This is a genomic window from Streptomyces sp. VRA16 Mangrove soil (assembly GCF_017377775.1).
In the GTDB taxonomy this organism is placed as follows: Bacteria; Actinomycetota; Actinomycetes; order Streptomycetales; family Streptomycetaceae; genus Streptomyces.
The window spans coordinates 25,737-40,989 of the sequence record NZ_JAFVLN010000032.1; the positions used below are offsets into that span (position 1 = coordinate 25,737).

Annotated in this window: 10 protein-coding genes; 8 read left to right on the top strand and 2 right to left on the bottom strand. The window is 71.5% G+C overall.

Translation table 11 applies throughout. The features are described from left to right. Positions 1-26: 26 nt before the first annotated feature. The gene (locus tag J3486_RS43075) at positions 27-1,196 is read right to left on the bottom strand and encodes an arabinogalactan endo-1,4-beta-galactosidase (protein WP_207830334.1); all 1,170 of its coding nucleotides are present in this window, start codon (positions 1,194-1,196) and stop codon (positions 27-29) included. A gap of 90 nt (positions 1,197-1,286) precedes the next feature. After that, positions 1,287-3,302: a beta-galactosidase gene (locus J3486_RS43080; protein WP_229379564.1), complete on the bottom strand. Its 2,016-nt coding sequence runs from the start codon at positions 3,300-3,302 to the stop codon at positions 1,287-1,289. A gap of 304 nt (positions 3,303-3,606) precedes the next feature. Here J3486_RS43080 and J3486_RS43085 point away from each other — a divergent pair, with 304 nt between their 5' ends. The 8 genes from J3486_RS43085 to J3486_RS43120 all read left to right on the top strand — a co-directional run bounded on the left by J3486_RS43085 (position 3,607) and on the right by J3486_RS43120 (position 15,185). Further along, positions 3,607-4,941, top strand: coding sequence for an ABC transporter substrate-binding protein (locus J3486_RS43085; protein ID WP_207830348.1), 1,335 nt, complete (start codon positions 3,607-3,609; stop codon positions 4,939-4,941). Further along, positions 4,938-5,933 (top strand): carbohydrate ABC transporter permease, encoded by a 996-nt coding sequence (locus J3486_RS43090; RefSeq protein WP_207830351.1) that lies wholly within the window; start codon positions 4,938-4,940, stop codon positions 5,931-5,933. Before J3486_RS43085 ends, J3486_RS43090 begins: the two co-directional genes overlap by 4 nt. Further along, a complete protein-coding gene (locus tag J3486_RS43095) occupies positions 5,930-6,817 on the top strand; it encodes a carbohydrate ABC transporter permease (RefSeq protein WP_207830354.1) in 888 nt (295 codons plus the stop codon). Before J3486_RS43090 ends, J3486_RS43095 begins: the two co-directional genes overlap by 4 nt. A 107-nt stretch (positions 6,818-6,924) precedes the next feature. Further along, the gene (locus tag J3486_RS43100; RefSeq protein ID WP_207830357.1) at positions 6,925-7,962 is read left to right on the top strand and encodes a LacI family DNA-binding transcriptional regulator; all 1,038 of its coding nucleotides are present in this window, start codon (positions 6,925-6,927) and stop codon (positions 7,960-7,962) included. 490 nt (positions 7,963-8,452) lie between these two features. Next, positions 8,453-9,703: an FAD-binding protein gene (locus tag J3486_RS43105; RefSeq protein WP_207830375.1), complete on the top strand. Its 1,251-nt coding sequence runs from the start codon at positions 8,453-8,455 to the stop codon at positions 9,701-9,703. A gap of 214 nt (positions 9,704-9,917) precedes the next feature. Then, on the top strand, positions 9,918-11,114 hold the full coding sequence (locus J3486_RS43110) for a sugar MFS transporter (protein ID WP_207830377.1): 1,197 nt from the start codon (positions 9,918-9,920) through the stop codon (positions 11,112-11,114). After that, entirely contained in the window at positions 11,111-12,304 is a 1,194-nt protein-coding gene (locus J3486_RS43115) for an ROK family transcriptional regulator (protein WP_207830380.1), read from the top strand. Before J3486_RS43110 ends, J3486_RS43115 begins: the two co-directional genes overlap by 4 nt. A 31-nt stretch (positions 12,305-12,335) precedes the next feature. Next, the gene (locus J3486_RS43120; protein WP_207830383.1) at positions 12,336-15,185 is read left to right on the top strand and encodes a glycoside hydrolase family 2 TIM barrel-domain containing protein; all 2,850 of its coding nucleotides are present in this window, start codon (positions 12,336-12,338) and stop codon (positions 15,183-15,185) included. Positions 15,186-15,253: the final 68 nt, after the last annotated feature.

Below are 15,253 nucleotides of genomic sequence, written 5' to 3' on the forward strand. Positions count from 1 at the left end.
GGGACCCGCACCCGGCAGGCCGGCGCCTAGGAGCGGTAGCCGCCCAGGACCTTCAGCGCCGGCAGAGCCTTGTCGTCGAAGTCGAAGAGCGCCAGGTTCTCCCAGGCGTTGCCGGAGGTCGGGTCCGCCGGGTCCCAGCCGTCGCCGGGGCGGTAGGTCCACACCCCTTCCCAGTAGCAGTAGCCGAGGCCCTTGCCGCCGGGGACGTTCGCCTGGAGGTCGGCGACCGCGCGGAGCCAGTCGGCCTGGCCCTGGGGCGTGGCCGGGAAGCCTTCGGTGAGCTGGGACTCGCTGGAGAGGATGTCGTTGGTGGCGTCCTCGCTCTCCAGCGTGAACGGGTACGCCGTCTCGGCGATCACCACGGGCTTGTCGTAACGGGCCGACAGATCGGCGAGGTTGGCGGCCGCCGTCGCCAGGTCGCCGTGCCAGAAGGGGTAGTAGGACTGCCCGATGACGTCGAAGTCGAGGCCGTGGGAGACCGCCTCGTCGAACCACCAGCGGGACGTCGCGTTGTCGCCGCCGGAGGCGATGTGCAGCATCGTGCGGACGCGGGGCGTGGTGTCGCGGGCCGCCTGGAGGCCCGCCTTGAGGAAGGCCGCCAGGGTGTCCCAGCCGCCGGAGCCGTCGCCCCAGTTCTTGCCCTCGGGCCACAGCAGCCCGCCGTTGATCTCGTTGCCGACCTGCACCAGGTCGGCCGGGGTGCCCTGGCGGCGCAGAGCGCCGAGGACGTCGGTGGTGTGGTCGTGGACGGCGCGGGTCAGGCCGGCGGTGTCGAGGCCGTCCCAGGCGGCGGGCTTGGTCTGGTGCGCCGGGTCGGCCCAGGTGTCCGAGTAGTGGAAGTCGACCCAGATGCCGATGCCGGCCCGCTTCAGACGCTTGGCCAGCGGCAGGATCCGTTTCTTGGTGTTGTAGCCGTCTGCCGGGTTGACCCAGACCTTCAGGCGGGCGTGGGTGACGCCGTAGTGGGCGAGGATCTCGACGGCGTCACCGCGCCGGCCGTTCGGGTACCGGTAGACCGCGCCGCGGTCCTCGTCCTTGGGCAGCGAGGAGATGTCGCAGCCCCGGATCTCCAGGCCGTGCCGGGCGGTGCCGGAGGCGGAGGACGACGCGCTGCTCGCGAGCGCGGGGGTCGCGCCCAGGACGGGGGCGGCGAGCGCGGTGGCCGCCGCGGCGGTCAGGACCGTACGTCTGCGCATAACGGGGTGGGTTCCCTTCACGGAGTGACGTGGGACTTGAGGGGGGGTGGAGTCTGTGGCAGGTGACGACGGGGAGCCGAGGGACGCGCGTCAGCGCGGTACGCGCCAGACCTCCGCCGTGCCCGGCGCGACGGCACGGCGACTGCCGTCGGACAGGGTCACCTTCGCCTCGGCGCCGGTGTGGTTGAGGGCGAAGTGGAACAGGTCCGACTCGCCCTCCCTGACGACGAGTTCGACGTCGCGGGGCAGGTCGGCCGGGGTGATTCCAGCGTCCGCGAGCACCTGGTCGACGACGGCGCCGAGGGCGTCGCCGGTGAGCCGGGTCGCCAGGTACCAGGCGGCGCCGTCACCGAGGGCGTGCCGGGTGAGGGCGGGGCCCGCGGCGGTGCGGCCGTCGGCGAAGGCGGCGTACGTCTCGCAGCCCGCGGGGACGACGACCTCCGACCAGAGGTCCGCCTCGTACTCCGCGCCCTGCGCGGTCCTTACGGTGACCCGCTCGCCGGGGAGCAGCGGGCTGAACTCCTCGACGGTCAGGCCGAGGACGTCGCGCAGGGCGCCGGGGTGCGGGCCCGGGTGGAAGGTGTCGTTCTCGTCGACGAGGCCGGAGAAGAAGGAGACGAGGACCGTGCCGCCGCGGCGGACGTACCGGTCGAGGTCGGCGGCGACGGTCGCCGGGGCCAGGTAGAGCTGGGGGACCACAAGGAGCGGGTGGTGTTCCGGGTCCAGGTCCGCGAGGCCGTCCGGGGGCAGGAAGTCGACGGTGAGATGGCGGTCGTAGAGGGCCTCGTAGAAGGCGTCGAGGCGTTCGCGGGAGTCGAGGTCGCTGCTGGGGCGCCATTCCAGGGACTGGGCCCACCAGGACTCCCAGGACCAGACCATGGCGACGTCGGCGCGGGTGCGGGTGCCCCGCACGTCGGTCAAGTCCGCCAAGCGGGCGCCCAGTTCGGTGATCTCGCGCCACACCCGCGTGCCCGTGCCGCCCTGCGGGAGCATCGCCGAGTGGAACTTCTCGGCGCCGCTCACCGACTGCCGCCACTGGAAGAACAGGGCACCCTCGGAGCCGCGGGCCACGTGACCGAGGGAGTTGCGGGCCATCTCGCCGGGGCGTTTGGCGGGGTTGTGGGGCTGCCAGTTGACGCCGGACGGGGCGTGTTCGAGGAGCAGCCAGGGGCCGCCGCCCGCCACGGAGCGGGTCAGGTCGGCGGCGAGGGCCAGGTTGACGTGCGTACGGCGGCCGTCGGTCATCAGGTAGTGGTCGTTGGTGACGAGGTCGACCTCCTTCGCCCAGGCCCAGTAGTCGAGTTTGTCGCCCTGACTGGGGGCGGTGGTGAAGTTCGTGGTGACGGGGACGCCGGGCGAGAGGCGGTGCAGGATGTCGCGTTCGGCGGTGAAGCAGGCGCGCGCCTGGGCGTCGGCGAAGCGGCGGTAGTCGAGCTGCTGGGCCGGGTTGCCGGCGGAGGCGGTCACGCGCGGCGGGGTGATCTCCTCCCAGTCGCCGTAGCCCTGGCCCCAGAAGGCCGTTCCCCAGGCCGAGTTGAGCGCCTCCAGGGTGCCGTGGCGCTCGCGCAGCCAGGTCCGGAAGGCGGCGGCGCACAGGTCGCAGTAGCAGACCACGGCCGGGCCGTCGTACTCGTTGAAGACGTGCCACAGGATCACCGCGGGGTGGTCGCCGTAGCGCTCGGCGAGCCGGGTCGTGATGGAGGCGGCCGCGGCGCGGTAGGCCGGGTGCGAGTGGCAGATCGCGGCGCGTGAGCCGAAGGCGAGGCGGACGCCGTCACGGCGCACGGGCAGGGCGTCGGGGTGGGCGCGGTAGAACCAGGCGGGCGGCGCGGCCGTCGGCGTACCGAGTGCGATCCGCACGCCCCAGGCGTGCAGCAGGTCCACTGCCTCGTCCAGCCACCCCCAGTCGTACTCCCCCGGGCGCGGCTCCAGCCTGGCCCAGGCGAAGACGCCGAGGCTGACCAGGTTCACGCCGGCCTCGCGCATCAGGGCCACGTCCTCGCGCCACACCTCGCGCGGCCACTGCTCGGGGTTGTAGTCACCGCCGAACGCAAGAGGCGGCAGGGGCGCCAGGGGCATGCCGGTGTGCGGGGTGGGGTGGGTCATCACATGACTCCCTGGGGCAAGGGCGGGGAACGGCCGTACCGGAACGTCGAGTTCAGCCGGACTCCGGACTGTAACCGGGCACAGGATTCAGACCCAGCTTCATCTGTTGGCAACAAGTAAGTAACCCTCAACCCCACGCATTGACAAGGGGGCGAAACAATTCTCTACTGTGCACGATCACAGAACGGCACGGACCCACGTGCTCAGCCGTCCGGCTTTCCGCCCCCTTCGTGCCCCCGCCGCAATCGGCGGGGAGCCCCCCACGAGGGGCACCCGGACCGGCCCGCCTTCCAGGGGAGAGAAGATGTCGATCCACCGTCGCGAAATCCGCAGGCGCTCCGTCCTCGCCGGAGCCCTCGCCACCGGCCTCGCCGGTTCCCTCGCCGCCTGCGGCGGCTCCGACGACAGCGACTCCGGCACGAGCTCGGGTCCGGTCAAGCTGACCTACTGGTCGTGGGCGCCGGGCATGGAAAAGGTTGCCGCGATCTGGAACAAGAAGAACCCGGACATCACGGTGACGGTGTCCAAGCAGGCCAGCGGCGGCGAGATGGTCACCAAGCTGATCACCGCGAAGAAGGCGGGCAACGCCCCCGACCTGATCCAGGTCGAGTACCAGTCGCTGCCGACCCTGGTCTCCAACGACGTCCTCGCGGACATCGCGAAGTACGCGAAGGATGCCAAGTCGGGCTTCGCCGAGGGCATGTGGGGCATGGTCACGCTCGGCACGGACGCGGTGTACGCGATCCCGCAGGACGGCGGGGCGCTGATGTTCTACTACCGCGAGGACCTGTTCAAGAAGCACGAGCTGGACGTGCCGACGACCTGGGACGAGTTCGCCGAGGTGGCCCGCGCCGCGAAGAAGGCCGACCCGGACATCTTCCTGACCACGTTCTCCTCGAACGACTCCGGTCTGTTCGCGGGCCTGTCCCAGCAGGCCGGCGCCAAGTGGTGGACGGTCGACGGCGGCGGCAAGTGGACGGTCGGCATCGACGACGCCGCGACCAAGAAGGTCACCGAGTTCTGGGGCGGCCTGGTCGAGGAGGGCGTGATCGACAACCAGCCGATGTACACCCCGGCCTGGAACAGCGCCATGAACAAGGGCAAGCACATCGCCTGGGTCTCCGCCGTGTGGGCGCCGGGCACCCTGGTCTCCACCGCACCCGACACCCAGGGCAAGTGGCGCATGGCGGCGCTGCCGCAGTGGAGCGCGGGCGAGAGCAGGACGGGCAGCTGGGGCGGTTCGTCCACCGGTGTCTCCAGCGACTCGAAGAACGTCGAGGCCGCCGCCAAGTTCGCCAAGTGGCTCAACACCGACCCCGAGGCGCTCGCCGCCCTGGTCAAGTACTCGGGCGTCTACCCGGCCGCGACCGCCGGCCAGTCCTCCGGCGACATCCTCAAGACGCCGGAGTTCTTCCCGAACCAGAAGGACTTCTACACCGACGCCGCGAAGATCTCGGCGACCGCCGTCGCCTCCGCCTGGGGCCCGAACGTGCAGACCGCCTACCAGGCCTTCACCGACGGCTTCGGCGCCGCCGCCAAGGCCAGGAAGAAGGCGAGGTTCGCCTCCGCGCTCGACACCATGCAGGCCAAGACCTACCAGGACATGAAGAAGTCCGGATTCAAGGTGACCGAGGCATGAGCACCACCTCCCTCAAGGGCACCGGCCGCCCCGCGGTCGGTCCCTTGGCGGGGGGCCTCGCCCCGTCCGCCAAGGGACCCCGCCCCACACGCCGCGGCCTCGGCCGCTTCGCCCCGTACTGGTTCCTGCTCCCGACGCTGGTCCTGTTCGCCGGTTTCACGGTCGTTCCGATCGGCTACTCGGTCTGGCTCAGCCTGCACAAGGTCGAGGTCAAGGGCATCGGTCTCGGCTCAGGGGCGCGCCAGGAGGTCTGGAACGGGATCGGCAACTACACGGCCGTCCTGCACGACTCCGACTTCGGCCACAGCATCCTGCGGGCCCTCGGCTACGGCGCCATCGTCATTCCGACCATGCTCGGCCTCGCGCTGGTCTTCGCCCTGATGCTGGACACCCCGCGGGCCCGCACCGGACCGTTCGCCCGGCTCGCGATCTTCCTGCCCTACGCGGTTCCCGGCATCCTCGCCGCCATGATGTGGGGCTTCCTGTACCTGCCCGACGTCAGCCCCTTCTACTTCATCCTGCGCGAGCTCGGCCTGCCGCAGCCCGATCTGTTCGACGGCGGCAATCTGTATCTGTCGTTCGCCAACATCGCGGTCTGGGGCGGCACCGGCTTCAACATGATCGTGATCTACACGGCGCTGCGCGCGATCCCGCAGGAGATCTACGAGGCGGCCCGGATCGACGGCGCGAGCGATCTCAAGATCGCACTGCGCATCAAGATCCCGATCGTGCTGCCCTCGCTCGTCCTGACCTTCTTCTTCTCGGTCATCGCCACCCTTCAGGTGTTCACCGAGCCCAAGGCCATGCAGGCGATCACCAACGGCATCTCCAACTCCTGGAGCCCGCTGTTCGCGATCTACAACGCCGCGTTCGGCCGCAACGACATGTACGCCTCCTCCGCCACGGCGGTCGTCCTCGCCGCGGGGACGTACCTGCTCTCCTTCACGCTCCTGCGTATCGCCGGCCGCTTCACCAAGGAGGACCAGGCATGACGTCCCTGACCCTGACGGCGGGCACCGGCCTCAAGGCGAACGCCGCGCGCCCGGGACGGCGCACCGCCTGGGTGCCCACGCTGGTGCTGCTGCTCGGCGCCCTGTACTGCCTGATCCCGGTGATCTGGGTGTTCATGGCGGCGTCCAAGACCCGCTCCGAGCTGTTCTCCACGTTCACGCTCGCGCCGGGCTCCGGTCTGTTCGACAACATCCACGACCTGAGCCTGTACCGCGACGGCATCTTCTGGCAGTGGATGGGCAACTCCGCCCTGTACGCGGGCGGCGGCGCGATCCTGTCGACGCTGGTGTCGGCGGCGGGCGGCTACGCGCTCGGCCGGTTCTCCTTCCGCGGCCGGGAGTTCGTCTTCAAGCTGATCCTCGCCGGGGTGCTGGTCCCGGGCATCGTGCTCGCGATCCCGCAGTACCTGCTGCTGTCCGAGATGCACCTGGCGAACACGTACGGGGCGATGCTGCTGCCGTCGATCCTCTCCCCGTACGGGGTCTACCTCGTCCGGATCTACGCGGCCGCGGCCGTTCCGGTCGAACTGCTCGAAGCGGCACGGATGGACGGGGCCGGCGAGTGGCGCATCTTCACGCGCATCGCGATGCCGCTCCTGACGCCGGGCCTGATCACGGTGTTCCTCTTCCAGTTCGTCGGCATCTGGAACAACTTCCTGCTGCCGTACGTGATGCTGGCCGACGACACCAAGTTCCCTGTCACGCTGGGTCTTTACACCCTGCTCGCCCAGGGTTCGTCGCAGCCCGCGCTCTACACTCTGGTCATCACGGGCTGTCTGCTGGCGATCCTGCCGCTGATCGCGCTCTTCCTGGTGATCCAGAGGTTCTGGTCTCTCGACCTGTTGAGTGGTTCCATCAAGTCGTGACGCACAGGTCCGGACCTGTCCCGGGGCGGGACGAGTCCGGACCGTCACACTGGTACGCAGCCGTACGCACCGCCCCTGACCGCACCACCCCTTCACCATCGAGGACCATGACGACCAGCCCGAACGAACGCCGCAAACCGCCCACCATCCACGACGTGGCACGGGTGGCGGGGGTCTCGCGCGGCACCGTCTCCCGCTATCTCAACGGTGGGCACTACGTCTCCCCCGCGGCCCGGCTGTCGGTGGAGAGCGCCATCAAGAAAACGGGGTACGTCGTCAATCGGCACGCCCGCAGCCTCAGCACGGGACGCTCGGACTCGGTGGCGTTCCTGCTGACGGAACCGCAGGAGAAGTTCTTCGAGGACCCCAATTTCAATGTGCTCCTGCGCGCCTGCACCAAGGCGCTCGCGGAGCGCGACATCACGCTCCTTCTGATGATCGCGGGCACGCCGGACGAGCGGCGCCGCAATCTGCGCTACATCACCTCGGGGCACGTCGACGGCGTGCTGCTCGTCTCGTCGCACTCCGGCGACCCGGTCGCGGCCGAACTGCGCGACGCGGGGGTGCCGTTGGTGGCGTGCGGCCGGCCGATGGGGATCGGCGCGCCGGGCACGAAGGTGAGCTACGTCGCCGCGGACGACCGGGACGGGGCTCGCGACATGGTGCGCCATCTGCTCTCGCTGGGGCGGCGCCGGATCGCCACGGTCACCGGTCCGCTGGACACACCGGGTGGGGTGGACCGGCTCGCCGGGTACCGGGAGGTGCTCGCCGAGGCGGGCATCGAGGTCGACGAGCAGCTGATCGTCACCGGTGACTACAGCCGGGCGAGCGGTGAGGCCGCGGCGGCCGAACTCCTCGCGCGGGGCGTTGAGTTCGACGCGATGTTCGTCGCCTCGGACCTGATGGCGCAGGGCGTCATGAGCACGCTGTCGCAGGCCGGGCTGCGGGTTCCGGAGGATGTGGCGATCGGCGGCTTCGACGATTCGCCCGCGGCGCTGGCGACGCAGCCGCCGCTGACGACGATCCGGCATCCGTTCGATCGGATCAGCTCCGAGATGGTGCGGGTGCTGCTCGCGCAGATCAGTGGGGAGGATCCGGCGACGGTGATACTCCCGACAGAACTGGTCCGCCGCGCCTCAGCCTGATTGGGCCCACCCTGTCGCCGAGCGTGCCTCTCGCCCCGCCGCCTTGGGCGGTCGCCCGCCGTCCCACCCCGCCTTGGGCAATCTGCCGCCATGGGCGGCAGGGTGGGCAAGGCGGCACCCCGGCGCGGGGTGAGCGCTCCAACCAGTTTCCAGCTCGGCCCCCGGTCGCGCCATCGCCGGGTGCGGGCCCGGTGGGGGCTGGTCGCGCAGTTCCCCGCGCCCCTTACGGGGCACGACCACCGCCGGTCGCGCCCACGCGGCGGAGCCGCAGATCGACACAGCCCCGCGCCCCTGACAGGGCTGACCTCACCGCCGGTCGCGCCCACGCGGCGGAGCCGCGGATCGACACAGCCCCGCGCCCCTGACGGGGCCTGACCCTGCTGCTGCCCCCCGGGCTGTGTCTGCCTCTGTGCTACCTGGGAGTAAGCGCATTCTGCGCCACCGGTGCGTGATCAAATCGCCACAGGACCTCATGGAAAGGCCGTCCGTCATGCCCGAACCCCGCCCCACCAACTGGGCCCGCAACATCACCTTCTCCGCCACCGAGGTGCACCGCCCGACCTCGCCCGACGAACTGCTCGCCCTCGTGACGAAGAGCCCGCACGTGCGGGTGCTCGGCAGCGGGCACTCCTTCAACCGGATCGCCGACGTGGACGCGGACCGGGGCGGCGTACTCGTCTCGCTCAGCGGCCTGCCGGCCGGGATCGACATCGACTCGACCGCGCGCACCGTCCGCGTCGGCGGCGGCGTGCGCTACGCCGATCTCGCGGCGGTGCTGCACGCGCACGGACTCGCGCTGCCGAACATGGCGTCGCTGCCGCACATCTCGGTCGCCGGTTCGGTGGCTACCGGCACCCACGGCTCGGGCAACGCGAACAAGTCGCTCGCCGGGGCCGTGCGCGCGGTGGAGATCCTGACCGGCACCGGCGAGATCATCACGCCGGCCCGCGGCGACGAGGGCTTCGAGGGCGCCGTCGTCTCGCTGGGCGCCCTCGGTGTCGTGCTCTCGCTCACTCTGGACGTGGAGCCGGACTACGAGGTGAGTCAGCACGTCTTCCGTGAACTCCCTTTCCAAGGACTCGACTTCGCGGCCGTCACCTCGTCCGCGTACAGCGTGAGTCTGTTCACCACGTGGCAGGCGCCGCGCTTCGACCAGGTCTGGGTCAAGCAGCGGCATCCGCTGCCCGTCGACTTCCCCTGGGCCGAGCCCGCCACCGAGAAGCAGCACCCGGTCCCCGGCATGCCGGCCGTCAACTGCACCGAGCAGTTCGGGGTGCCGGGCCCCTGGCACGAGCGGCTGCCGCACTTCCGGGCGGAGTTCACCCCGAGCAGCGGCGAGGAGCTCCAGTCGGAGTACCTCCTGCCGCGCGAGCACGCGCAGGCCGCGCTGGCCGCCCTCGACGCCGTACGGGACCGGATCGCGTCGGTGCTGCAGGTGTGCGAGGTGCGGACGGTGGCGGCGGACGCGCAGTGGCTGAGTCCGGCGTACGGCCGGGACACCGTCGCCTTCCACTTCACGTGGGTGGCGGACACCGAGCGCGTACTGCCGATCGTGTCGCTGGTCGAGGACCGGCTGCGGGAGTTCGACCCGCGCCCGCACTGGGGGAAGGTGTTCACGGCCGCGCCGGAGCGGGTCGTCACGCGGTATCCGCGGGCCGCCGCCTTCGCGGCGCTCGCGAGGCGCCTCGACCCGGAGGGGAAGTTCGGCAACGCCTTCGTCCGGGCCCTGTTCGACCGCTGAACCGGCCGCCGGTCACTGGACTTTCGTCACCGGAATTGGAGGGGTGTGCAGGACTTTCGCGAAACCTCTTGGACTTTCGTCAGGGCTTCTTCTAACCCCTTGTCGAAGTCTCGGAGGGCGTCCTAGCGTGAGGTGCGCGGGACGGTTCGTTCCCTGGAAGGCGGCCGTCCCGCACCTCTCCCCGACCCACCTCACGGAATCCCGGTGTTCCCCCATGCCCGAAGCCGCCCTGTCGCGGGACGCGGCGGCGCCGCCCGCGCCGCGTCTGTTCACGCGCCCCGCGGCGGCCGCCTCCTGCGTCGCGTTCGTGCTCATCGGCATGGTGCAGGCGCTGTACGGCCCGGCGGTCCCGGGCCTGCGCGACACGTACGGACTGTCCCCCGCGGGGGCGGGGCTCGGTCTGAGCCTGCACTTCACCGGTGGCGTCGTGGGCGTGCTCGCCTTCAACGCGATCCACGCCCGGATCAGCAACAGGGCGCTGCTGGCGGCGAGTTACACCTTGCTGGCGGCCGGCACGGCGGGCTTCGCGCTCGCTCGGGACTGGCCGCTCGCGCTGCTCGCCGCGTTCCTCGGCGGGCTCGGTTTCGGCGGCATCGACTACGGGCTCAACCAGCTCTTCGCCGTCGGGTTCGGCGCCCGGTCGACGGCGATGCTCAACATCCTCAACGCCCACTTCGGCATCGGCGCGGTGCTCGGCCCCGCGCTCGTGGCATGGCTGGGCCCCGACGACTACGCGACCGCGTTCGGGGTGTGCGCCGTGCTCTCGGCGGTGCTGGTCCTGGCCACGGGCGGGGTCCGCGACGCCCCACGACCGGAGCCCGGCGCCACCGGTCGACTCCCCTCCCCGCAACGCGGCTTGGTGTCCCGCGTCCTCGCCGGCTTCCTCGTGCTCTACATCCTCAACGTCGCCGTGGAGGCCGGTGTCGGCGGCTGGGAGCCGACACACCTGGAGACGGTCGGTTACGGCGTGACCTTCGCCGCCTCCGCCACCTCCGTGTACTGGTTGATGATGACGGTGGGCCGCTTCCTGGTCGTGCCGCTCACGCTGCGGTACGCGCCCGAGATCATCCTCACCGTGTGCGCGGCGGGCATGACGGGCTGTCTGCTGCTCGCCCTGGTCCCGGGAGCCGCGCCGTACGCGTACGCGGGTGTGGGCCTGTTCATCGCGCCGGTGTTCCCGACCGGGCTGCCCTGGCTGAGCCGGGCGCTGCCCGGTGCCGAGCGGGCCGGCGCGTGGGTGATCGCCGCGTCGATGGTGGGCGGGGTCGCGGCGCCGCCGCTGCTCGGCGTCGGCATCGAGGGGTCCGGCATCCACGCGGTGCCGTGGCTGCTCGCGGCCCTGTCCGCGGTGTCGCTCGCGGCGACGGTGTGGCTGAAGCGGGCCACCGGGTCCGGGCGGGTGCCGGTGTGAAGCGCACCTCGCGTGACATCCGCACCGCGAACCGGTACGACGTGCTGCGGCACATCATCGCCGAATCCCCCGTGTCCCGCCGGGAGTTGGCGGCCCTGACCGGGCTGAGCCAGGCGACCGTCGCCAACCTGGTCAGCGAACTCCTGGACCTGGGGCTGCTCACGGAGGTCGGTTTCGAGGACTCGGCGGGCGGGCGGCCGCGCGGCCTGGTCGCCGTGGCCGCCGGGCACGGGGCGCTGGTCGGCGTGGACGTCGCCGAGACGTATGTGCACGCCGAGCTGTTCGATCTGGCCCTGAAGCCCTGGGCCCGCGCGGACCGCGAGCTGCGTCCCGGCGAGAACCGGCCGGAGCAGGTCGTCGCCCGGATCGCCGAGGCCGTCCACGAGGTGCTCGCCGGGCACGAGGGGCGGGTGCTCGGTGTCGGTGTCTCGCTGCCGGGGCAGGTCGACCGCGAGGGCGGCGTCTCGGTGTACGCGCCCAACTGGAACTGGCACGGCGTCCCGCTGCGCACGCTGCTCGCCGAGCGCATCGACCTGCCGCTGCACCTCGACAACCCGCTGCACGCGAGCACCGTCGCCGAGCTGTGGTTCGGGGCGGCCCGCGGGCGCGAGGACGCGGTGGTGGTCAATCTCGGTACGGGCGTCGGCGCGGGCCTCGCGCTCGGCGGCGGCCTGTACCGGGGCATCGGCAACAGCGCGGGCGAGTGGGGCCACACCACGCTCGTCCTGGACGGCCGGCTCTGCCACTGCGGCAATCACGGCTGCGTGGAGACGTACGTCGGGGCGCCCGGCATCATGCTCAACCTCCGTGAACTGAGCCCGAGTTCACCGCTGCTCCACCCCGGCGACCAGACCGCGACCCTCCGGGCCCTCGGACGGGCCGCGGCCGAAGGGGAGCCGGTCGCGGTCAAGGCCGTGCGGGACACGGCGCGCTATCTCGGGGCGGGCATCGCCGATCTGGTGAATCTGCTCAACCCCGAGGTGATCGTCCTCAGCAGCTGGGTCACCACGTACCTCGGCGACGTGCTCCTCGACGAGGTGCGGGCGGCGGTCGCCCGGCACGCGCTGCGTCACTCGCTGGCCCGCGCCGAGATCGTGCTCTCCCCCATCCCCACGGACCCGGTCTGCCTGGGTGCGGCGACGTTCGCGCTCGAGGCCGCGCTGGCTCTGGCCCACGACAACCATCGGTAACGCGACCCGCACACCACTTGTTGGGAGATCCATGTCCAATCGCCATGTCGACTACGTCGACGACGTCCTGCCGGGCAACGGGGCGCTGCCCCCGCGCGCCTGGTACGCCGCGTCGTCCGCCCACTCCCTCTCCCTGAACGGCTCCTGGCGGTTCCGACTGTCGCCGACCGCGGACGCGCACGACGAGTCCTTCGCGGCCGAGGGGTACGACGCCGCGCAGTGGCCCGAGGTACGGGTGCCGGGTCACTGGGTCCTCCAGGGCGACGGCGCGTTCGGCGCCCCGATCTACACGAACCACCTCTACCCGTTCCCGGTCGACCCGCCGTACGTGCCGACCGAGAACCCGACCGGCGACCATCTGCGCACCTTCGACCTGCCGGACGACTGGCCGGCCGACGGCTCCGCGACGCTCCGTCTCGACGGGGTGGAGTCGTGCGCCCGGCTGTGGCTGAACGGCACGGATCTCGGCGAGTTCAAGGGCAGCCGGCTGCCGCACGAGTTCGCGGTCGGCCATCTGCTGAAGCCCGCCGGGAACGTCCTCGCGGTCCGCGTCCACCAGTGGTCGTCGGGCTCGTACCTGGAGGACCAGGACCAGTGGTGGCTGCCGGGCATCTTCCGTGACGTCACCCTGCTGCACCGCCCGGCCGGCTGCGTCCTCGACTTCTTCGCGCACGCCTCGTACGACCACACGAGCGGGCTCGGCACGCTGCGTGTCGACAGCGACGTGGACGGCCGCGTCACCGTCCCCGAGCTCGGCATCGACACGGCGACGGGCGAGCCGGTCACCGTGGCGGTGGAGCCGTGGACGGCGGAGACGCCACGCCTGTACGCGGGTGAGCTGGTGACCGAGGGCGAGCGGGTGCCGCTGCGGATCGGGTTCCGCACGGTGGCCCTGGAGGACGGTCTGATCAAGGTCAACGGCGTGCCCGTGCTCTTCAAGGGCGTCAACCGGCACGAGTGGCACCCGGAGCACGGCCGCGCGCTCGACCTCGACACGATGCGCCGTGACGTCGAGTTGATGAAGTCGCACAACATCAACGCGGTCCGTACCTCCCACTATCCGCCGCACCCGGCGTTCCTCGACCTGTGCGACGAGTACGGCCTGTGGGTGATCGACGAGTGCGATCTGGAGACGCACGGGTTCGTCGAGCAGGCGTGGCGGGACAACCCGGTGGACGACGAGCGGTGGACCCCGGCCCTCCTGGACCGGGCGGCCCGCATGGTGGAGCGCGACAAGAACCACCCGTCGGTCGTGATGTGGTCGCTCGGCAACGAGGCGGGCACCGGGCGCGGTCTGACGGCGATGGCCGAGTGGATCCGCGGCCGTGACCCGGAGCGCCTCGTGCACTACGAGGGCGACATCAACTGCCGTGACACGGACGTGTATTCACGGATGTACGCCTCGCACGCCGAGGTCGAGCAGATCGGCGCGCACCTCGACGGCGGCACGGAGCGGCGCCGCGGGCTGCCCTTCATCCTGTGCGAGTACGCGCACGCGATGGGCAACGGTCCGGGCGGTCTGACCGAGTACCAGCGGCTGTTCGAGGCGCACGAGCGGCTGCAGGGCGCGTTCGTGTGGGAGTGGATCGACCACGGGATCAAGGACGAGCGGTACGGGTACGCGTACGGCGGCGACTTCGGCGAGGAGCTGCACGACGGCAACTTCGTCTGCGACGGGCTGCTCTTCCCCGACCGCACGCCGACACCGGGCCTGATCGAGTTCAAGAAGGTCGTCGAGCCGGTCCGCATCGAGGTCAACACCGGTGCGGGGACGGTCGGTGTGACGAACCGTCACGACTTCCGCGACCTGTCCCATCTGACCTTCGAGTGGTCGTACCAGGTCGACGGTGAGACGGTCGAGGCCGGCCCGCTGTCCGTGCCGCCGCTCGCGGCGGGCGAGTCCGCGGAGGTGAAGCTGCCGGCGCCGCCGGTGGACGCGCGGGACGCGGAGACCCAGTGGACGGTACGCGCCCTCGGCGCCGACGGCCACGAAGTGGCGTGGGGCGCTGCCGTTCTGACGCCGCGTCCGGTCGCGAGGGCGGCGACCGGGGACCGTCCGGTGCGCGGCGAGCGGCTGATCACACTCGGTCCGGCCTCCTTCGACCCGCGCACGGGCGAGTTGCGCACCGTCGGCCGGGTCCCGGTCGTCGCGCCGCGCCTGGACGTGTGGCGGGCGCCGACCGACAACGACGCGGGCGCGAGCTGGCAGGAAGACATCCGGCTCGGTGAGGAGTGGCGCAAGCTGGGCCTGCACCGCGTCCAACACCGCGTGGATGACGTGGAGTTGAGCGACGACGCACTGACGGTACGCGGCCGGGTGGCACCGGCGGGCCGCGAGGCGGGCCTGCGGACGGTGTTCCGCTGGACGTCCGACGGCACGGCCGTGCGCCTGACGGTTTCGGTGGCGCCGGTGGGCGAGTGGAAGGTGCCGCTGCCCCGGCTCGGCGTCCGGTTCGGGCTGCCCGGGGGCGCCTCGCGGGTGCGCTGGTTCGGCGGCGGCCCCGGCGAGGCGTACCCGGACACGCGGCAGGCGTCCGCGCTGGGCCTGTGGCACGACGACGTGGACGGGCTGCAGACGCCGTACGTGTACCCGCAGGAGAACGGCGCCCGCGCCGACGTGCGGTGGGCCGAGATCGGGGGCCTGCGCGTCGAGGGCGAACCGGAGTTCTGGTTCACGGCCCGCCGTTGGACGACGGAGCAGCTCGACGCGGCCACGCACCGAACCGACCTGGTCGCCGGTGACACGGTGTGGGTGAACCTGGACCACGGCCAGCAGGGCATCGGCTCCCAGTCGTGCGGTCCCGGCCCGCTTCCGCAGTACCAACTGCGGCCGCAGGCGGCTGAGTTCGCGTTCACGTTCACGGAGGCGGGCGAGGCGTAGCGGCACGCCGCCTGCGGGTGGTGGGGGGGGGGGGGGGGGGGGGGCGGGGGCCGCCCCGCCGCCGCCGC